Below are 18,767 nucleotides of genomic sequence, written 5' to 3'. Positions count from 1 at the left end.
GGAGCACGGCGGGTGGCGTGGCATGTCGTGTCGTGTCGCGTGGGACGGGGCGGGGTGTGGCGTACCGGGAAGCGTAGGCGCCGACTCCCGGCGCCGATCAGTCCTGCGGTGCCGGTTTTGCCTGCCGTGCCTGCCGGGCCTGCCGGGCCTGCCGTGTCTGTCTGTCGGGCGGGCCGTGCCTGTCGCGGCGTTCGCGGTCATCGAGAAGAACGTCGACCAACCGATCGTGCCGCTGTGGCTGTTCACCCGCCGCAGCCGTGCCGGCGCGTACATCGACCTGCTCTTCATCGCCGCGACGCTGACCGGCGTGTGGTTTTCCCTCGTGCAGTTCCTCCAGGGCGTCCTCGGGTACGGGCCGCTCGTCACGGGACTGGCGTTCCTGCCGATGGCGCTGTCGGTCTTCGTCTCCTCCCAGTTCGTGCCGAGGATCCTCCCGGGGTTCGGCGCGAAGCCGGTCGCGGTCACCGGCCTCGCGGCGGTCGCCGTCGCCACTGTCTGGCTCACCCGACTCACCGCCACCAGCGGCTACGGGCCCCATGTGGTTGGTCCCCTGGTGCTGTTCGGCCTCGGCGCCGGGCCGGCCCTGGTCCCGCACAACCTGATCGTCCTCTCCGAGGCCGCCCCGGAGGAATCCGGTGCCGCCTCCGGAGTCCTCCAGGCCATGCTGACCGTCGGCGGTTCCCTGGGGCTCGCCCTTCTCGTCACCGTGTTCGGTGCGGCGATGCGGTCGGCGAAGGCGCACCCGCCCAGTGGACTGTCCGAGAGCGAGCAGGCGCGTCACGCGCTGACGGCTGGCGTGACCGGTGCGTTCACCGTCGGATCCGCCTTCGTCCTCTGTGGGCTGCTGATCGCGGTCTCCGCGCTGAAGGGCCGGCGCGCCGCGCGCGAGGGCAAGGCCGGCGGGTGGACGCGGGTGTGAGTGGAGCGCGAGGGCCGCGGCCCAGGAGTGTGTTCCCGAAGGGCGCGGCCCTGGTGAGCACTCTGCGCACCGTGCGCCCCGCAGGCGTCGTCACATGCACCGGACGCTCGGACGCTCGGACGCCCGGGTGCGGACGAGCGGGGCGGCTCAGGCGTTGAGTTCCTCCAGGGTCTTGCCCTTGGTTTCGATGGCGAAGAGTCCGATCACCGCGCCCACCGCCGCGATTCCCGCCAGCTGGGCGAAGACCAGGATCAGGCTGCCACCGGCCCCCAGGATCGTGCCGACGACGATCGGCCCGAGGATGACGCCCGCGCGGTTCCACAGTCCGCCGAAGGCGGCGCCCTTGGCGCGGTTGCGCGTCGGGTACAGCTCGGGGGTGTAGAGGTAGAGCCCGGCGTTGATGGCGTAGACGAAGAACGTGGAGCAGGACGCGAACAGCGCGACCTGTTCGCCGGAGACGGCTCCGGCCAGTGCCAGCGTTCCCAGCGCCAGCGCGGTGCCGGTGAACGCGGCCACCATCGCCGGGCGTCGGCCCACCCGGTCGACGACGAGTGCGACCAGCAGCGTGCCGACGAGGCCGGTGACGTTGCTGAGCAGGGTGTAGACCAGCGCGGTGGTCAGGTCCAGGCCGAAGTTCTTGGTGTAGAGGGAGGGCAGCCAGGTGGCGATGCCGTGGTTGACGTAGTACGCGACGAACCAGAGGACCGAGACGACCACGGTGCGGCGCAGATAGCGGCCGGTGAACAGTTCCCGTAGTCGTCCCTGCGCGCCGGCACCGGCCGTGTGTGCATCCGGGCCGGAGGCCAAGTCGGAGCCAGGGTCGGGGTCGGGGTCGGGGCCGGAGTCGGAGGCCGAGTCGGAGTCTTGGACCGGGCGCGAATCCGCATCCGGGGGCGTCGACCCGGTGCCGGTGTCGCTGCCGGTAGCCGGCTCCGATAACCGTGACCGTGACGGTGACGGCGGCGGTGTGGCGGCGGCTCGTGCCACCTCCGCCTCGATACTGGCGAGGATCCGTTCGGCCTCCGCCGTCCGCCCGCGCGTCAGCAGCCAGCGTGGGGACTCGGCGACCTGTCGGGGGAGGAGGGCGGCAAGCAGCGCCGGTAGCGCGCCGATCACGAACATCGCTCGCCAACCGAGGTGCGGCACCACCCACACGGCCACCAGGGTCGCGGCGGCCAGGCCGGCCGGGAAGATCATCTCGTAGAGCAGTACGAAGCGGCCCCGGCGGTCCGCGCGGGCGATCTCGTTGATGTAGGTGGCGGCGACCGGGACCACGCCGCCGATGCCCAGGCCCTGGACGAACCGGAAGAGCGCGAACGGCTCGATCCCGTTGGAGCGGGCGACGGCGAGGCTGGCGAGCGCGGTGACGGCGACCCCGAGCGCGACCGTCCGCACCCGGCCGATCCGGTCGCCCAACCACCCGGCCGCCAGGGCGCCGAGGAGCATGCCGATCGAGCCGGCCGTGACGGCGAAGGTGGCCTGACCGGTCGTCAGGCGCCAGTCGTGGGTCAGGACGGGCAGCGCGGAGGCGGCCATCAGCTGGTCGAACGCCTCGAAGAAGGTGACGGTGCCGATCAGGAAGCGGACCTTTACGTGCCAGCGGGAGTGCGGCAGTCGTTCGAGTCGTGCGGCGATGGATCCCGCCGATCCCGCGGCGGACCGGCCGGCCACAGTCGTCATGGAGGTTCCTTCCGCGAACAGAGGGGTCGCGCAGACAGTAGGAACGGTTGCCCAAGCGGTCAACGGTCAATCTCCAAGGCGTGTGCCGCTGCCCGGGGTCTTGCCCGCGTGGTGTTCAAGCCCTTGGATTCCCCGTACTCGGAGCCGCCAGGGCTCGGAGCGACGCCCGTCCGTCGAGCGGTCCCGTCGTGCGGCGCCTGCGTCACGATGGGCGTGCACGCGCCCTGGACCGAGGAGTCCTTCCGCGCCGAGATGCACCGCCTGGGAGCCTGACCATGACCCTCTCCACCTCCGCCACCGCCGACCACATCTACGCCACCGGCCTCCGCAACCAGTGGCACCCCGTCCTCCCCTCGTCCTTCGTCGCCCCCGGCGCGATGCGCCGGGTGACCGTACTCGGCGAGCAGTGGCTGCTGTTCCGCCGCGCCGACGGCACCCTCGCGCTGCTCGCCGACCGCTGCCCGCACCGCGGCGCCCCGCTGTCGCTGGGAAAGCACCTCGGGGACCGGGTCGCCTGCCGGTACCACGGCGTCGAGGTCGCGACGGACGGCACCGTCGCCTCCGTCCCCGGCCTGCCCGGTGGACGCCGAGCGCACCGGTGTCTTCTTCTGGCGCTACCGCCGGGCGTCGGCCTGGCAACGCGACACCTGGCGCTTCCTCTACCGGACCCTGATCGAGGAGCGCCACTGGGCGGTGCTGGAACAGGACCGCGTCCTGCTGGAGGCCCTGCCGGCCGACGCCGATCAGCACGAGCACCTCTACCAGCACGACCTGGGTCTGGTGCGGCTGCGGCGCCTGCTGCGGGCCCGGGCCGAGCAGCAGTCGGCGTCCGCGCCGCCGGCATGAACCGACCCGCGGACCGGCCGCGGCGTTCTCAGCCCTCGGGTTCCGCGTCCGAAAAATCCTACCGCCGAGGTGCCTCAGGGTGGACTGGTCGGTCGGTACGCGGGCTGGCCGGAACTCGCCGCTTGACCTCAAGCGAACTTGAGGAAGAAGGGTGGGCGACATGACCCACGAGAACACCGCTCCCCGGCTCACCCTCCCCTCGTCCGTAGGACCGCACGATCCCGCGCCCCACGACGTCGCCCCGCTGACCGACGCCGTGCTCGACGACCTCGCCGCGAGCCTCGCGGACGCGACGATCGTCGGCCTCGGCGAGTCCACCCGCTTCTCCCGCGAGACCTTCGACGCCCGGGACCGGCTCTTCCGCCGACTGGTCCGGCACCACGGGTTCCGGGCGCTGGCCCTCCAGGACACCGTCGCGGTCGCCGACCGCCTCGACCGGTACGTGGGGACCGGCGAGGGGTCGGCGGCGGCCGCCCTGGACGACGCCTGGCGGCCGTGGCGCACCGCCGAGATGGTCGCGGCCCTGGAGTGGATCCGGGCGTTCAACCAGGAGCATCCGCACGACCCCGTACGGATCTTCGGCGTCCGGCCGGCGCAGGCGCGGCCCGAGGACTACGACGTCGTCCTGGCCCACGTCCGGGCGTCCGCCCCGGAGCTGCTGCCGGAGCTGACCTCCCACCTGGAGCCGATCCGGACCGCCCACCACACCGACGAACACGTGCAGCGCGCCCGGGGCACCCACCCGGGACGGCCGTTCGCCGACCACGCCCGCGACGCGCTCGCGCTGATCCGGTCCCTGCCCGGTGCCCACCGCGACGAGGGCGTCGCCGCGCGGATGCGCCGGATCGTGGACTTCCACGAGCGCAGCGTCGCCGGGCGCGGCAGCTACGCGGGCGACGCCGCGGTGGGGGCCGACACCCTCGGCGACCAGCAGCGCCGGACCGGCCTGCGCGCCGTCTACTGGGACGGCATCGCGCACACCTCGGCCACCGAGGTCACCCTGGGCCTGGCTCCCGAGAAGGGGCCGCAGCCGAGCGTCGGCAGTCTGCTGCGTGCGCGGTACGGCGCGCGGTACGCGTCCGTCGCGATCGGCTTCCACCACGGCGACCTCGGTGTCGCCGTCGTCCCGGAGCCGGCCGGCGACCTGCTCGACGCGCGGCTCGGCGCGGTGGACCTGCCCGCGCACCGGCTGGATCTGCGCCCCGCCGCCGTGCGCCGCCGCTGGGACGGACCGGCGAGGCTGCGCGTCATCAGCGGCGTCTACGACCCGTCCCGGGACGCCACCGAACACCTCGCGGTGGCATCCCTCGCCGACGCCTTCGACGTGCTCGTCCACATCCGCCGGGCGTCCCCGGTGCGGTGGTTGCCGTAGGCCGCGGCAGGCCCCCGCGAAAACCCGGCGACGACACTTCGGCCCCTCCCAAACGGTAATTCCGAATACTTGGATCAGGGCGACCGGCGCGTATGTCCGTCCGGTCCCCGAGCCTGTCGGCCCGCAGCGCAGCGCGTCTTCTCGTGGCCAGTGCAACCGTCGATGACGCTGGCCCGGCCGATCCGCGGAACACCGGATGAAAGGTAGTCGGATGCAGGACGCAGTGTCGGAGTTCCCCCTCACGATTCCGGCGTTGATCACCCCTCGGGCCGAGAAACTCTTCGCCGCCCGGCCGGTGATCAGCCGGGTCGGGACGGGGTTGCACCGCTCGACCTGGGGCGAAGTGGTGCACCGGGCACGGCGGTTGGCGGGGGCGCTGCGCGACCTCGGCATTCAGCCGGGCGACCGGGTGGCGACCTTCGCCGGGAGCACCCACCGGCATCTGGAGGCGTATCTCGCCGTCCCGTCGATGGGCGCCGTGCTGCACACGGTCAACATCAACCTCGCCGCCGAGCAGGTGGCCTACATCGTGGACCACGCGGACGACGCGATCGTGCTCTGCGACCGCAGCCTGCTGGCCGACTGGCGCCGGGTCGAGCCGCACCTGAGCCGGGCCCGGCGCCTCGTCGTGCTGCCCGACACCGACGACGCCGCGCAGGACGGCGACGCGCTGGAGTACGAGGCGCTGCTGGCCGCGGCCGAGCCCATGGCTGCCTGGCCGTCCGTGGCGGAGAGCGCCCCGGCCCACACCAGCTACACCACCGGCACGACCGGGCTCCCCAAGGGCGTGGTCTACAGCCACCGCAGCACCGTCCTGCAGAGCTTCTGCACCGGCCTGGCCGACGCGGAGGGCCTCGGCTCCTCCGAGACCCTGCTGGCCCTGGTGCCGCTGGCGCTGAGCCAGGTCGGGCTGCCCTTCGCCGCCGCCCTGCACGGCACCGCGCTGGTCCTGCCGGGCCGTGACCTGAGCCCGGCCGGGGTCTGCGAGTTGGTGGAGAAGGAACGCCCCACCGTCGCCGTCGGGTTCGGCGCGGCGCTGCCCGGGCTGCTGGCGCACTGGCGGGACCGGCGACCGGACCTGTCCTCGCTGCGCCGCATGGTGTGCGGCGGTTCGCCGGTGGCCCGCCCGGTCTCCCGGGCGTTCGAGGTGGAGGTGGGATTCCCGATCGTCCAGGTCTTCGGCATGACGGAGACCAGCGGGCACGGCAGCTTCAGCAAGCTCCCCGCCGACGTGGGCGGCAACGCGTCCGAGGAGACCCGCGGGTACTACGCCACCTCGCAGGGGCGTCCGCTGCCGCTGGTGGAGATGCGGATCGCCGACGACGCGGGGGCGGAGCAGCCCTGGGACGGGCGGGCGATGGGGGAGTTGCAGGTGCGCGGCCCCTGGGTGGCCCGCGAGTACGCCCAGGAGGGTTCCCGGCCCGACAAGTTCATGGACGGCTGGCTGCGCACCGGCGACGTCGCCGTCATCGACGAACTCGGCTATGTGCGCATCGTGGACCGGATGAAGGACCTGGTGAAGTCGGCCGGCGAGTGGATCTCCTCGCTCAAGGTGGAGGAGGAACTCCTCGGTCACCAGGCCGTCGTCGAGGCCGCCGTTGTCGCGGTCCCCGATGCCACGGCGGGCGAGCGCCCGCTGGCCTGTGTGGTGCTGCGCCCCCAGGAGGACGCCACGGTGACGGGCGATCAGCTGCGGGAGTTCCTGGCCGCCCGCCTCGCCCCGTCGTGGGTGCCGGACACCATCGAGCTGGTGGCCGAGCTGCCGAAGACCAGCATCGGCAAGACCGACAAGAAGACCCTGCGGGCGCGCTACGCCGAGAGCCGGGCCTGACAACCGCCGTCGCACGGGCAACCGTTGGCATGGAGGAGGACACAGATCGTGGGGCAGAGCGTAACGACCGGCGGGGTGGCGCAGGTGACGGCGGCCGAGCGGGTCACGAGCCGTGAGGTGGCCGAGCGGCTGGCGCACAAGGAACTGGCGCTGCCGGTGCCGTGGCGCATCCCGACCAGCCCGAATCTGCGGATCCCGGCCCGGCTGGTGCGGGTCGTCGGCACCCGGGTCTTCGTGTCGGGGCATGTGCCGATCGCCGAGGACGGCCAGCTCACCGGGCCCTACGGCACGATCGGCGACACCGTGGGCCTGCGGTGCGCGCAGGACGCCGCGGTGCGCACGGTCCTGTCCGTGCTCGCCAGCGTCGAGCAGACGGTGGGGGACCTGGGCCGGGTGCGGGCGTTCTGCCGACTGCACTGCATGGCCAACTCGGTGCCGGGATTCATCGACTTCCCCGCCGTCTTCAACCCCGCCTCACAGCTCCTGCTCGACGTGTTCGGCGAGGAGATCGGCTACCACGCCCGCGTGGCGGTCGGCACGATCGCGCTGCCGTGGGACGTGCCGGTCGAGATCGCGGCGGAACTCGAACTGCACCCCGAGTGAGGGCCGCGCACCGTTCGACGGCGCACCGCGCGCGGGCCACACCCCCATTCACAGGCCATCGCAACGCTGCCCGGGCAGGGGCCCTCGACGGCCTCGTCCGGGCACATCACGGGAGGGCATCACGATGAAGACTCGCATGCTGGGGGGCCTGGAGGTCTCCGCCATCGGCCTCGGCTGCATGGGCATGTCGCAGAACTACGGCCCCGCCGACCGCGGTGAGTCGATCGCCGCGCTCCGGCGGTCCCTCGACCTCGGTATGACGTTCCTCGACAGCTCGGACATGTACGGCCGGGGCCACAACGAGGAGTTGATCGGAGAGGCCATCGCCGGCCGCCGGGACGAGGTGGTGATCGCCACCAAGTTCGGCATCAGGGGGTGGTCCCAGGACCGCAGCTTCGAGCTGGACTCCAGCCCGGCCTACGCCAAGCAGGCGTGCGAGGCGTCGCTGCGCCGGCTGGGGGTCGAGGTGATCGACCTCTACTACCTGCACCGCAGGGACCGTTCGCTGCCCATCGAGGAGATCATCGGCGGGATGGCGGAGCTGGTGACCGAGGGGAAGGTCCGGCACATCGGTCTCTCCGAGGTCAGCGAGGACACCCTGCGGCGGGCCCATGCGACCTATCCGCTCGCGGCCCTGGAGAGCGAGTACTCGTTGTTCGCACGGCACGCCGAGCCCGATGTCCTGCCCGCGTGCCGGGAGTTGGGCATCGGGGTGGCGGCCTTCTCGCCGCTGGGACGCGGGATGCTCACCGGCACCGTCCGCGACCTGGCCGCGCTGTCCGAGGACGACTACCGGCACACCGACCCCCGGTTCCAGGGCGAGAACCTCACCCACAACCTCGCCCTGGTCGAACGCATCCAGTCCTTCGCCGACGAGGCGGGGGCGACTCCCGGCCAGATTGCGCTCGCCTGGCTGCTGGCCAAGGACGAGCACATCGTCCCCATCCCCGGCACCAAGCGGGTGCGCTACGTCGAGGAGAACGCGGCGGCCGCCGAGGTGGAACTGACGAAGGATCAAGTTGTTGCCCTGGACGCCCTGATGCCCGGCGACGCGGTGGCCGGCGAGCGCTACCCGGAGGGCATCATGCGCACCATCGACGCCTGAGCGCGCGCGAGGAGCACAGCATCGCCCGGGAGGCCGCGCCGGCCCCCGGGCGATGTCGTGTGCCGTGTGCGCTGAATGGCCTCGGGCCCGACCGATGACTGTGTTCATCGGTCGGGCCCGAGGCCACTCAGCGACAACCCGAAGGTCTGCCGTAACCCCACCAGACCGGCCTCCGTGGCGGTGACGACGCGGTCGTCGGCGGAGACGCGCGTCAACCAACCCAGGCTGAACAGCCGCTCGGTGACCGCCGCGGCCAACCCCCCGGCGATGTGGTGCCGGGGTCCGCTCCAGTCCGCGCAGCCACGCACGATCGGCCGCCGGGAATCCTTCAGCGGCGCACAGGCGATGCCCAACGGCCGCCAGGCGTCCCAGGCGTCGGTCGCGACCTCCCACTGCTGGGCGCGCCGCTGGATCAGCCCCCGCGCCTGCAGGACGTCGGTGAGCTCCACCCCCAACCGCCCGCCGAGGTGGTCGTAGCAGGTCCGTGCCGTGCTGAGGACGCCCCGGGCGCGGGCCGACGGGGCGTCCGGAGCCGTCAGGTCCGGGGCCACCGAGGCCAGCGCCCGGAGCGCCACCGCGACATCGTCGTTCGCGAGCCGGTAGTAGGCGTGCCGTCCGACCCGTTCCACGTGCAGCACCCCGCCGTCGACCAGCTTGGCCAGGTGCTCGCTCGCGGTGGGCCGGGAGATGCTGACCAACGCCGCCAGTGAACTGGCGGACAGCGGCTCGCCCGTCGCCAACTCGCTGACCATCAATGCGCGCGTCCGATCACCCAACAGCTGGGCGACGGTGGCGATATCTGGCCCGATCTCAGGTGTTCGTGGCATGTCGATCACCATAATCGGGGGGCGACCCGAAGAAGGGGACCGAACCGCACTTTCCGGCCACGCTGACCGGAACCACACTTTATTATCTATGAATTCGGGCGGAATCAAATATTCGGTGTTGCATCGGAGTGGCATATTCCGCCTAGGTGTCACGAAGGCCCGATGCTACGCACACTTAGGCGGCTTCCTAACTGTTCCTCAGGTAGTTTTCGAACAGGCGTCACGGGGGAAATCGAAAATCGTTGATCCCTCTTGTCGCGCCTGGTGCGCCAAGTTGTCCGCTCATTCACGAGAGGGTCCACGCAATGGCTGACAGGACTACCTACCGCGGCACCTACGACGACAAATTCTACTGGGAGCGCGTCGACCGGAATCTCGGCTGGCTCGGCGACACCCCGGAAGAACAGCGGGCCCGCCAGGAGAAGCTCCGCGACTCCGTCGTCGGAATCGTCGGCACCGGCGGAATCGGTGGCGCGGTGGCACTGCGGCTCGTCCGCATGGGCGTGCGCAACCTCAAGCTCGCCGACCCCGACATCTTCGAGCTCTCCAACGTACAGCGGCAGATCGGGGCGGACGTCGAACACCTCGGCCGCAACAAGGCCGAGGTCGTCGCGGAACTGGCCTACGACCTGACCCGGGACGTGAACATCGACGTGTTCCCGGAAGGCATCACTCCGGAGTCGGCCGAGGAATTCATGGACGGCTGCGACTACGTCATGGACCAGATGGAGTTCTATCAGGTCAAGAATCGCTACGCCCTGCACCGCGCGTTCCGCAAGTCCGACCGGTGCAAATTCATGCTCAAGATACCGACGGTGGGGCACACCGTCATCGTGTACAAGTACACCAAGGACTCGATGACCATCGAGGAGGTGTACGACATCCCCGAGGACGCCGAGTTCACCCCCGACGTCATCAAGAAACTGGTCGAGCGGGCCATCGCGGTCATGCCGGCGTACCCCGGTCGCGAGATGATCGACCACTGGTTCGTCGACATGAAGCGCATGCCCATCTTCGGCGCCTGCCCGCCGATGGCGGAAGGAATCCTCACCGAGCGACTCGCCCTGGAGATCCTGGAAATCCCGGGACTGGAGCCGCTCCCCGTCCAGCCCGGCTACGCCATCTTCGATTCCCTGAGCTGGACGGCCAAGATGGTCCCCGGGAAGTGGTGGACTGAGTGAGCGAGTTACACCCGATCCGGGTCGTACTCTTCTCCGAAGTCAACTCGAAGCTGGGGGCGCCGTTCCTGTCGATCCTCGCGGAGCATCCGCTGGTCCGACTGGTCGGCGTGGTCACCAGCCCGCCCGGAAAGCTGTGCCCCTACTTCCTCGGGGAAGAGGACCAGGTCGACCTCGAAAAGCAGGCCGGCGAACGCGGCGTTCCGCTCTTCCGCCCGACCAAGGTCAACGACCCCGGGCTGATCCGCGAACTGGCCGCGCTGGCACCGGACTACTTCCTGACCGGCAACTACCAGCAGATCCTCAAGCCGGACCTGCTGGCCGTACCGGCCATCACCTCGATCAACTTCCACCCCAGCCCCCTGCCGCGCTATGCCGGCTGGGCGCCCTTCTTCTGGACGGTCAGGGAGGGCGAACTCGACAGCGGGGTCACCGCGATCGAGATGACGCCGCAGATCGACGGCGGGCCGGTCGTCATGCAGAAGCGCATCCGGCTGGCCGGCAACGAGACGGCCCTGGAGGTCCGGGAGTCGCACACCATCGCCAACGTGGCGCTGCTGCGGCAGCTCCTGCCGCGGCTGATCGCACGCGACTACCCCACCTCGCCCCAGGACCCGGCGCTGCGCAGTTACTTCAGCAAGCCGGGCGACCGCGACTACTGGCTGGACTTCGGCCGGTCGAGCGAAACGATCCTGCGGACGGTCCGGGCGGGATACCGCAGTCCCGGTGCCTATGTGCGGACCGATCGCGGAGATCAACTCACCGTCCTGACGGCGGAGGACGTGGGACGGAAGTTCCCCGCCCCCGACGCCCCGGGGGCACTGCGCATCGAGTCCGGAGCCCTCTACGCGGCGAGCGCCGACGGTTGGCTCCGGCTGTGGTCCCTCGACGTCCACGGCGCGGAACGGCTCGCCAGCGTCCCCGACGGCACCACGCGGTTCGACACCCGCTTCCAGGCCCGCACCCACGCCTGACGCTGCCGTCACCGGGTCGTCGGACCGCGGCCGGCACCGCGGTCCGACGACCCTGCTTCCCGACCCGGCGGCTGCTCCCCAGCCCGCCTTCACCGTCACCGCCGGCCGCACCGGGCGCCCTCCCGCCGGCCGGCAACGAGAGGAACTCCCCTCATGGTTGAGCGATCCGTCAACCTGGCCACCGCAGCCCATGACCGCACCCGCGCCGGCGCCGGCCCGGCACGCCCCGACAACGGTGTCAGGGAATTAGTGGACTACAACTACCTGTCCACCACCACCGGCGAGCGCAAGACGATCCGCGCGGCACACCAGCTCTACGAGCACCTCATCAGCCTGTGGGCGCCGGCGATCATCGAAACCGCCCACGACCTCGGAGTCTTCGCCAGGCTGTCGAAGGGCCCGGGGACCGTGGCGGAGCTCGCCGCCGACCTCGACACCGACCAGCGGGCCACCCGCGTCCTGCTGGGCGGGCTCGTCGCCTACGGCGTGCTGGAGCGCTCCGACGACGACGGCGAGAGCCGCTACGTCCTCCCCGAGGAGTTCCGGCACGCCCTGCTCCCGGGCGGCACCTTCAGCCTGGTGGGGAAGATGGCCCACGACCGGCACGTCGCCTGGGCCGCCTGGCGCAACCTCGGCGACGCCGTCCGGCACGGCACCCGCGACCGGTCCGGCAACGACCGCACCAACCAGATCTCGGAGACCAACTACGAGGACCTGACCTTCGGCATCAACTTCTGGGCGCCCCCGATCGTGGACGTGCTGTCGTCCTTCCTCGCCGAATCCGGCTGGAAGAAGGACCAGGCGGTCTCCGTGCTCGACGTCGGCTGCGGCACCGGTCTCTACAGTCAACTGCTGCTCGAACGCTTCCCGTCCTGGACCGCGGAGGGCATCGACGCCCCGCGCATCATCCCCCTCGCCACCCGACAGGCGGAGAAGGTCGGCGTCGGCGCGCGCTTCACCGGCACCGTCCGGGACTTCTGGCAGCACGGCTGGGGCGAGATCGTCGATCTGATCCTGTTCGCCAACATCTTCCATCTGCAGACGGACGACTCCGTGCAGAAGCTGATGCGCAGCGCCGCCGACGTCCTGGCCCCCGACGGCCTGATCTGCATCGCGGACCAGATCGTGGTGGACGAGGCACGGCCGACCACGGCACAGGACCGCTTCGCGCTGCTGTTCGCCGCCTCCATGCTCGCCACCGGCGGCGGCGACGCCTATGCGTTGAGCACCTACGACCAGTGGCTCGCGGAGGCGGGGCTGGAGCGGGTGGCCGTCCTGGAGGCGCCCATGCACCGACTGCTCCTCGTCGGCCACGCCGGCCGGCACACCCGCGCCCACTGAACCCGCGCCGTCGTCGGGCGTGGCGACGGCCGGCCGCCACGCCCGACGACAGTTCGGCCGGGGACAAACTGCCCGGGAACTAGGCTTGTTCAGCAGTACGGAGTGGCCTCATTCCACATCCCGCCACATCCCGTCTCCAGCATCCGAAAGAGTGACCATGACTGTGTCCTTGTTCGCGGTGGGCGATGTCTTCATCGACCGGGAGAATCCCGAGACTGCATTCGAAACAGCCGGCGGATTCCTGAACACCGGTGATGTCGTCTTCGGCAATTGCGAAGGAGTGTTCAGCGACACCTGGGAAAGGGCGCCGAGTTCCGGGTCCCCCGTCGTCGCCCCCGGACGGAATGCCAAGCCGCTCGCCGACGCCGGCTTCCACGTGATGTCGCTGGCCAACAACCACAGCGTGGACGGCGGCCACCAGGCACTGCTCAACACGCGGGACACGCTCCGCGGCCTGGGCATCGCCACGACCGGTGCCGGGGCCACCATCGACGAGGCGCGCACCCCGGCGATCGTCGAACGCGACGGCCTGCGGATCGCCTTTCTCGCCTATTCCTCGGTCTTCCCGCACGGTTACGAGGCCCGCGCCGGGGTGCCCGGACTCGCCCCGCTGCGCGCCCACACCCGCTATACGCCGTGGGAGATCAACGAATGGAATCCGGGACTTCTCCCGCGCGTCACCACGGAGAACTTCCCGGAGGATGTGGCCGCCTTCACCCGTGACGTACGGGCCGTGCGTGCGCAGGCCGATATCGTCGTCATCAGTTTCCACTGGGGCGACTTCACCCGACCGTTCGTGCTGACCGACAACGAGCGCCGACTGGCCCGGCTCGCCGTCGACGCCGGCGCGGACGTCGTCCTCGGGCACCACCACCACATGCTCCGCGGCATCGAGTTCTACAAGGGCAAGCCGGTCTTCTACGGGCTCGGACACTACGTCTTCGACCTGCCCAACCTGCCGCAGCGCCTGGCCAAGGACGGCTACCTCAGCGCCGCCCGCCCGCAGGACGAGCGTGAACTGGGCCGCCGATTCGGCGAGTTCCGGATACGGCCGCAGGAGGAGTACCCGCTGCTGCCCTTCCACCCGGACGCGCGGATGACCGGCGTGGCCGTGGTCCGCCTCGACACGCACGGCGTGCTCGCCGCGGGCTTCTGCCCGGCGGTGATCGACACCCGCAACGAGCCGGTGCCGGTGTCGCCGCGGAGCGAGGCCGGGCGGCGGGTCACCGCGTACCTCACCGAATGCTGCACCCAGGAGCAGCTGCCCACCCGCTTCACCCCTCCGCTGGAGGGCTCCGGCCTCCCGGCCGACAGCATCCAGGCCCTTCCGGCATCCGAGTCCGAGCAGTTCGAGGAGCAGGCATGACCAACGACCGACAGGAAACCAAGGCCACGGCGGACGAGGCCATCGTGCGCCATGTGGACGTGCCCGGCGTCGGCGACCCGCGCAGGTTCGGCTACGCCCAGGCGGTCACCGCCGGCGGACTGCTCTACATCTCCGGGCAGTTGGGCATCGACGAGGACTACCAGCCGGTCAGCGACAGCTTCGACGAGCAGGCGTACCGGGCGCTGGAGAACGTCCGGCGGGTGCTGAGCGCGGCGGGCGGCGGCTTCGAGCACCTGGTGTCGATGACCATCTACCTGACCGACATGCGCACCGCGCCCCGCTTCTTCGAGATCCGCCGGGAGATCCTGGGGGACACGCTGGTGTCGAGCACCGCGGTGGCGGTGTCCGGACTGCCGCTGCCCAACCTCCAGGTCGAGGTGCAGTGCGTCGCCCTCGCCCCCTCCCACCCCGCGGCGTGACGACGGAGGAACCATGTTGGACCCCGCACAGCCCCGCCCCGACATCGCCACGGTCGCGGAACTCCTGGGCAACGCGACCCGCGCCGCGATGGTCAGCGCGCTGGTGGGGGACTTCGTGATGCCCGCCGGGGAGCTCGCCACGATCGCGGGCGTCTCCCGACCCACGGCGAGCGAACACCTCTCCCGGCTGGTGGAGCACGGCCTGCTCACCGTCGACCGGATGGGGCGGCACGCCTACTACCGGATCTCCTCCCCCCAGGTGGCCGAACTGGTGGAGGCCCTGGCCGTCATCGCGCCGGTCCGGCAGCCCACCTCGCTGCGGTCCGCGCGGTTGCTGAAGACGCTCAGCAACGCCCGCACCTGCTACCGGCATCTGGCCGGGCGCATCGGGGTGGAACTCGCGGAGGCACTGTGCGAGCGGGGGCTGGTCCGCCGGACGCCGGACGGCATCGAGATCGACGCGGAACGCTGGGACGCGCGCAAGCCGCTCGGCCTGACCCTCGACGCCCTGGAGTCCGACGGGCAGCCCCTGATCAAGGGGTGCGTGGACTGGAGCGAGCGCCGGCACCACCTGGCCGGCAGCGCGGCGACGGCCCTGACGGACCAGCTGTTCGCGCTGGGCTGGATCGCCAGGGCCCGCGAGCACAAGCGGGCCGTCGTGGTGACCGCCGAGGGCCTGGCGGGGCTGTCGAGCGAGTTCGGATTGCACCTCCCGTGAACCACCCCCGCCGCCCCGGACGTTCCGGGAGCGGCGGGGGCAGCACAGCGCGCGCGGCCGACGGTCGTCCGGTGACGGAGCGCGGCCCCGTCCGCGCCGCGCACGCAACCCATTGGAGAATGCCATGTCAAGCCCACGACTCGACATCTGCATCATCGGCATGGGCCCACGAGGACTCTCGGTGCTGGAGCGGATCTGCGCCAACGCCCGGGAGATCGCGCCGCACCGGCGGATCGCCGTGCACGTCGTGGACCCCCACCCGGCGGGTGCGGGTCAGGTCTGGCGCACCACGCAGTCGCGGCACCTGTTGATGAACACCGTCGCCTCGCAGGTGACGATGTTCACCGACGCCAGCGTGGACCTCGAAGGTCCGCTCCTGCCCGGCCCGAGCCTGCACGAATGGGCTCGGTTCCTCACCCTGATGGGGCCCTTCGACGGGCACCAGTACCCGTCCGACGTCCTGGACGAGGCCGCCGCCCTGGGGCCGGACTCGTACCCCACCCGGGCCTTCTACGGGCACTACCTGCGCTGGGTCTTCCAACGCGTCGTCGACACCGCGCCGGACCACGTCCGCTTCCACACCCACCGGTCGCGGGCCGTCGCCCTCGACGACGGTGCCCACCCCGCCGCGGCCCCCGCGCCGTCCCGGGACGCCGAGCACGGCTGCCACCGCCTCCAGACCGTGCACCTGGAGGACGGCACCCGGCTCGGGGACCTGCACGCCGTGATCCTCGCGCAGGGCCACCTGCCCACCCGCGCCACGGCGCGCGAGACCACGCTGACCCGCTTCGCGGCCGAGCGCGACCTGGTGTACTTCCCGCCGGCCAACCCGGCGGACGCGGACCTCGCCCGGGTGCGCCCCGGGGAACGCGTCGGCCTGCTCGGCCTGGGCCTCAACTTCTTCGACTACATGGCCCTGTTCACCGTGGGCCGCGGCGGCCGCTTCGAGCGCCGGGACGACGGCTCGCTGCGCTATCTGCCGTCCGGCGACGAGCCGCGGCTGTACGCCGGCTCCCGCCGCGGCGTCCCCTTCCACTCCCGCGGCGAGAACGAGAAGGGCCCGTACGGGCGGCACGTGCCCCTGGTGCTCACGCCCGAGGTGATCGACGACCTGCGCGCACGGGCGGCCGGCGGGGCGGGCGTCGACTTCCGCCGCGACGTGTGGCCGTTGGTGGCGAAGGAGGTGGAGACCGTCTACTACGCCACCTTCCTCGCGGCCGAACAGGGCGTACGGGCCGCCGAGACCTTCCGCCGACGCTATCTCGCCGCGCCCTGGAACACCCCGGCGGAGACCCGCGTCCTGGACACCTTCGGCTTCCCCCGGGACCGCCACTGGGACTGGGAGCGGATCGCCCGCCCCTACGGCGACCGGACGTTCACCGGCCCCGACGACTTCCGTGGCTGGCTGCTGGACCACCTCCGCCACGACATCGCCGAGGCCCGGGCCGGCAACGTCAGCGGACCGCTGAAGGCCGCCCTGGACGTCCTGCGCGACCTGCGCAACGAGGTGCGGCTGGTCGTGGACCACCGCGGCCTCACCGGCCACTCCCACCACCGGCACCTCGACGGGTGGTACACACCGCTGAACGCCTTCCTGTCCATCGGCCCGCCGGTACGGCGGATCGAGGAGGCCGTGGCACTGATCGACGCGGGCGTGCTGGAGGTCCTGGGCCCCGACGTGACCGCGCACGCCGACGCCGGGGCCGGGACCTTCGCCCTGCGCGCGGGTGCCGTCCCCGGATCCGAGGTGCGGACCTCGGTCCTCATCGACGCCCGGCTGCCCGACACCGACCTGCGCCGGACCGCCGATCCGCTGCTCGGCCGCCTCCTGGCCGACGGCGGGTGCCGGGCGTACGGGATACCCGACCCCGACGGCTCCGTGTACCAGACCGGCGGACTGGAGGTGACCGAGCGCCTCTACCGCCTGGTCGACGCGGCGGGCCGCCCCCACCCGCGGCGCTTCGCCTTCGGCGTGCCGACGGAAGCGGTCCACTGGGTGACCGCCGCCGGCATCCGTCCGGGCGTCAATTCGGTGACGCTCAGCGACGCCGACGCCGTTGCCCGGGCCGCCCTCGCCCTGGTCGCGAAGGCGACCGCCACCGCATCCGAGAGCACGAAGGCGACGGTATGAGATCAGCGAACTCCTCCTCCCCGGACGTCGACCTCACCCCGGACTCCGGGCTGCTCTCGCCGGTGCGCGCGGGCGCCCCGGCGGAGGCGGCCACCTCCGACCGGGCCTGGCTCCAGGCGCTGTTGGACGCCGAGGCGGCCCTGGTCCGGGCCCAGGCCCACCTGGGCGTGGTGCCCGAGGAGGCCGCCGCGACCATCACCCGGACCGCCCGGGCCGACCGGCTCGACCTCGTCGCGCTGGCCCGGCGCAGCCGCGGCGCTGCCAACCCGGTGGTGGCACTCGTCGAGGAACTGACGTCCGCGGTCGCCGCGACCGATCCGGCCGCGGCCGAGTACGTCCACCGCGGTTCCACGAGCCAGGACATCATGGACACCGCCGCCATCCTGGTCGCCCACCGGACCACCGGCCTGCTCCTGGCCGATCTGGACCGGGTGACGGCGGCGCTGGCCGAACTCGCCGCGCGGCACCGGGACACCCCCATGCCGGGCCGCACCCTGGCGCTGCACGCGGTGCCGGTCACCTTCGGGCTGAAGGCCGCCGGCTGGCTGCAGGCCGTCCAGGAGGCGGGGACGCAGCTGCACACCCTGCGCGACCGACTGCCGGCCCAACTCGGCGGCGCGGCCGGCACGTTGGCCGGCTATGTGGAGTACGCCCGGATCGCCGCGCGCCCCGACGCGCCGGACTACGCCGACCAGCTGATCGCCGCCTTCGCCGCCGAACTGGGCCTCGCCGAACCGGTGCTGCCGTGGCACACCGCACGCGGTCCACTGGCCCGGCTCGGGGCGGCGCTCGCCGAGGTCACCGGGGCGCTCGGCAAGTTCGCCGTGGACGTCCAGACGCTCTCGCGCACCGAGATCGCCGAGGTCGCCGAGCCGGCGGCGGCCGGCCGGGGCGTCTCGTCGGCGATGCCGCACAAGCGGAACCCCGCCCTGGCCACCCTCATCCGCTCGGCCGCGCTGCAAGTACCCGCCCTCTCCCTGGTGTTGGCCCAGGCGATGCTCGCCGAGGACGAGCGGCCGGCCGGTGTCTGGCACGCCGAGTGGCAGCCGATGCGGGAGTGCCTGCGGCTGGCCGGCGGCGCCGCGCACACCGCCGTGGAGCTGGCCGAAGGGCTGACCGCGCACCCCCGGCAGATGGAGCGCAATCTGGCGCTGACCGGCAGCCTGCTGATCACGGAGCGGCTCGCCGCGGTGCTGGCCCCCGTGGTCGGCAAGGTCGCCGCGAAGTCGCTGATGAGCCGCGCCGCCGCCGAGGCGGTCCGCACCGGCCGGCCGCTCGGCGCCGTCCTGCCGGACCTCCCCGAACTGGCCGGCCGCTTCGACGAGGCCGCGCTCGCCGAACTGCTCGACCCCGGACGCTACACCGGTGCCGCCGGCGCACTCGTCGACCGGGCGCTGGCGCACTACCGCCGCGCGGTCCGCCCGCGCTGACGGACC

The 18,767-nt window shown here is 71.9% G+C and carries 15 protein-coding genes and 1 pseudogene; 14 read left to right on the top strand and 2 right to left on the bottom strand.

Features of this window, described 5'->3' with window-relative positions; all coding sequences use genetic code 11:
- Window positions 1–175 precede the first annotated feature (175 nt).
- A complete protein-coding gene (locus JNO44_RS08910; RefSeq protein ID WP_205362793.1) occupies window positions 176–919 on the top strand; it encodes an MFS transporter in 744 nt (247 codons plus the stop codon).
- 147 nt (window positions 920–1,066) lie between these two features.
- Here the strand turns inward: JNO44_RS08910 and JNO44_RS08905 are convergent, their stop codons facing one another.
- Window positions 1,067–2,599, bottom strand: coding sequence for an MFS transporter (locus JNO44_RS08905; protein ID WP_205362792.1), 1,533 nt, complete (start codon window positions 2,597–2,599; stop codon window positions 1,067–1,069).
- 275 nt (window positions 2,600–2,874) lie between these two features.
- Between JNO44_RS08905 and JNO44_RS08900 the strand changes: the two are divergent.
- The 5 genes and pseudogenes from JNO44_RS08900 (at window position 2,875) to JNO44_RS08880 (ending at window position 8,356) form a co-directional block, all read left to right on the top strand.
- Window positions 2,875–3,445 (top strand): annotated as a pseudogene (locus tag JNO44_RS08900) (Rieske 2Fe-2S domain-containing protein).
- A 160-nt stretch (window positions 3,446–3,605) separates the two neighbouring features.
- Window positions 3,606–4,817, top strand: a complete 1,212-nt coding sequence (locus JNO44_RS08895) for an erythromycin esterase family protein (RefSeq protein ID WP_205362791.1) — start codon at window positions 3,606–3,608, stop codon at window positions 4,815–4,817.
- Between the two features lie 211 nt (window positions 4,818–5,028).
- Window positions 5,029–6,648, top strand: a complete 1,620-nt coding sequence (locus JNO44_RS08890) for a long-chain-fatty-acid--CoA ligase (RefSeq protein WP_205362789.1) — start codon at window positions 5,029–5,031, stop codon at window positions 6,646–6,648.
- Between the two features lie 48 nt (window positions 6,649–6,696).
- Window positions 6,697–7,251 carry a RidA family protein gene (locus JNO44_RS08885; RefSeq protein WP_205362788.1) on the top strand — a complete coding sequence of 185 codons (555 nt, stop codon included), beginning with the start codon at window positions 6,697–6,699 and terminating at the stop codon, window positions 7,249–7,251.
- A gap of 124 nt (window positions 7,252–7,375) precedes the next feature.
- Window positions 7,376–8,356, top strand: a complete 981-nt coding sequence (locus JNO44_RS08880) for an aldo/keto reductase (protein ID WP_205362787.1) — start codon at window positions 7,376–7,378, stop codon at window positions 8,354–8,356.
- A 104-nt stretch (window positions 8,357–8,460) separates the two neighbouring features.
- Here JNO44_RS08880 and JNO44_RS08875 read toward each other — a convergent pair whose 3' ends face one another.
- Window positions 8,461–9,183, bottom strand: coding sequence for an ArsR/SmtB family transcription factor (locus JNO44_RS08875; protein WP_205362786.1), 723 nt, complete (start codon window positions 9,181–9,183; stop codon window positions 8,461–8,463).
- A 305-nt stretch (window positions 9,184–9,488) separates the two neighbouring features.
- Between JNO44_RS08875 and JNO44_RS08870 the strand changes: the two genes are divergently transcribed.
- From JNO44_RS08870 to JNO44_RS08835, 8 genes are all read left to right on the top strand, one after another.
- Window positions 9,489–10,364 carry a ThiF family adenylyltransferase gene (locus JNO44_RS08870; protein WP_205362785.1) on the top strand — a complete coding sequence of 292 codons (876 nt, stop codon included), beginning with the start codon at window positions 9,489–9,491 and terminating at the stop codon, window positions 10,362–10,364.
- Window positions 10,361–11,335, top strand: a complete 975-nt coding sequence (locus tag JNO44_RS08865) for a methionyl-tRNA formyltransferase (protein ID WP_039638303.1) — start codon at window positions 10,361–10,363, stop codon at window positions 11,333–11,335. Before JNO44_RS08870 ends, JNO44_RS08865 begins: the two co-directional genes overlap by 4 nt.
- A 153-nt stretch (window positions 11,336–11,488) precedes the next feature.
- A complete protein-coding gene (locus JNO44_RS08860) occupies window positions 11,489–12,676 on the top strand; it encodes a class I SAM-dependent methyltransferase (RefSeq protein ID WP_240167494.1) in 1,188 nt (395 codons plus the stop codon).
- Between the two features lie 157 nt (window positions 12,677–12,833).
- Window positions 12,834–14,042 (top strand): CapA family protein, encoded by a 1,209-nt coding sequence (locus tag JNO44_RS08855; protein ID WP_205362784.1) that lies wholly within the window; start codon window positions 12,834–12,836, stop codon window positions 14,040–14,042.
- Window positions 14,039–14,482: a RidA family protein gene (locus JNO44_RS08850; protein ID WP_159425952.1), complete on the top strand. Its 444-nt coding sequence runs from the start codon at window positions 14,039–14,041 to the stop codon at window positions 14,480–14,482. Before JNO44_RS08855 ends, JNO44_RS08850 begins: the two co-directional genes overlap by 4 nt.
- A gap of 13 nt (window positions 14,483–14,495) precedes the next feature.
- Complete coding sequence (locus JNO44_RS08845) at window positions 14,496–15,200, top strand: ArsR/SmtB family transcription factor (RefSeq protein ID WP_205362783.1); 705 nt, start codon at window positions 14,496–14,498, stop codon at window positions 15,198–15,200.
- Window positions 15,201–15,324: 124 nt separating this feature from the next.
- A complete protein-coding gene (locus JNO44_RS08840) occupies window positions 15,325–17,331 on the top strand; it encodes an FAD/NAD(P)-binding protein (RefSeq protein WP_205362782.1) in 2,007 nt (668 codons plus the stop codon).
- Complete coding sequence (locus tag JNO44_RS08835) at window positions 17,328–18,761, top strand: nitrosuccinate lyase (protein ID WP_205362780.1); 1,434 nt, start codon at window positions 17,328–17,330, stop codon at window positions 18,759–18,761. The genes JNO44_RS08840 and JNO44_RS08835 overlap by 4 nt, the downstream gene beginning before the upstream one ends.
- Window positions 18,762–18,767 lie beyond the last annotated feature (6 nt).

The organism is Streptomyces noursei, assembly GCF_016917755.1.
Classification (GTDB): domain Bacteria; phylum Actinomycetota; class Actinomycetes; order Streptomycetales; family Streptomycetaceae; genus Streptomyces; species Streptomyces yunnanensis.
This window is presented reverse-complemented; position numbering and strand designations above follow the sequence as displayed.

What these genes read in the sequence shown, in the direction of transcription:
- JNO44_RS08840 (WP_205362782.1), top strand. Translation starts at nt 15,325, where the DNA reads ATGTCAAGCCCACGACTCGACATCTGCATCATCGGCATGGGCCCACGA.
- JNO44_RS08855 (WP_205362784.1), top strand. Translation starts at nt 12,834, where the DNA reads ATGACTGTGTCCTTGTTCGCGGTGGGCGATGTCTTCATCGACCGGGAG.
- JNO44_RS08895 (WP_205362791.1), top strand. Translation starts at nt 3,606, where the DNA reads ATGACCCACGAGAACACCGCTCCCCGGCTCACCCTCCCCTCGTCCGTA.
- JNO44_RS08875 (WP_205362786.1), bottom strand. Translation starts at nt 9,183, where the DNA reads ATGCCACGAACACCTGAGATCGGGCCAGATATCGCCACCGTCGCCCAG.
- JNO44_RS08835 (WP_205362780.1), top strand. Translation starts at nt 17,328, where the DNA reads ATGAGATCAGCGAACTCCTCCTCCCCGGACGTCGACCTCACCCCGGAC.
- JNO44_RS08890 (WP_205362789.1), top strand. Translation starts at nt 5,029, where the DNA reads ATGCAGGACGCAGTGTCGGAGTTCCCCCTCACGATTCCGGCGTTGATC.
- JNO44_RS08880 (WP_205362787.1), top strand. Translation starts at nt 7,376, where the DNA reads ATGAAGACTCGCATGCTGGGGGGCCTGGAGGTCTCCGCCATCGGCCTC.
- JNO44_RS08845 (WP_205362783.1), top strand. Translation starts at nt 14,496, where the DNA reads ATGTTGGACCCCGCACAGCCCCGCCCCGACATCGCCACGGTCGCGGAA.
- JNO44_RS08850 (WP_159425952.1), top strand. Translation starts at nt 14,039, where the DNA reads ATGACCAACGACCGACAGGAAACCAAGGCCACGGCGGACGAGGCCATC.
- JNO44_RS08905 (WP_205362792.1), bottom strand. Translation starts at nt 2,599, where the DNA reads ATGACGACTGTGGCCGGCCGGTCCGCCGCGGGATCGGCGGGATCCATC.
- JNO44_RS08870 (WP_205362785.1), top strand. Translation starts at nt 9,489, where the DNA reads ATGGCTGACAGGACTACCTACCGCGGCACCTACGACGACAAATTCTAC.
- JNO44_RS08860 (WP_240167494.1), top strand. Translation starts at nt 11,489, where the DNA reads ATGGTTGAGCGATCCGTCAACCTGGCCACCGCAGCCCATGACCGCACC.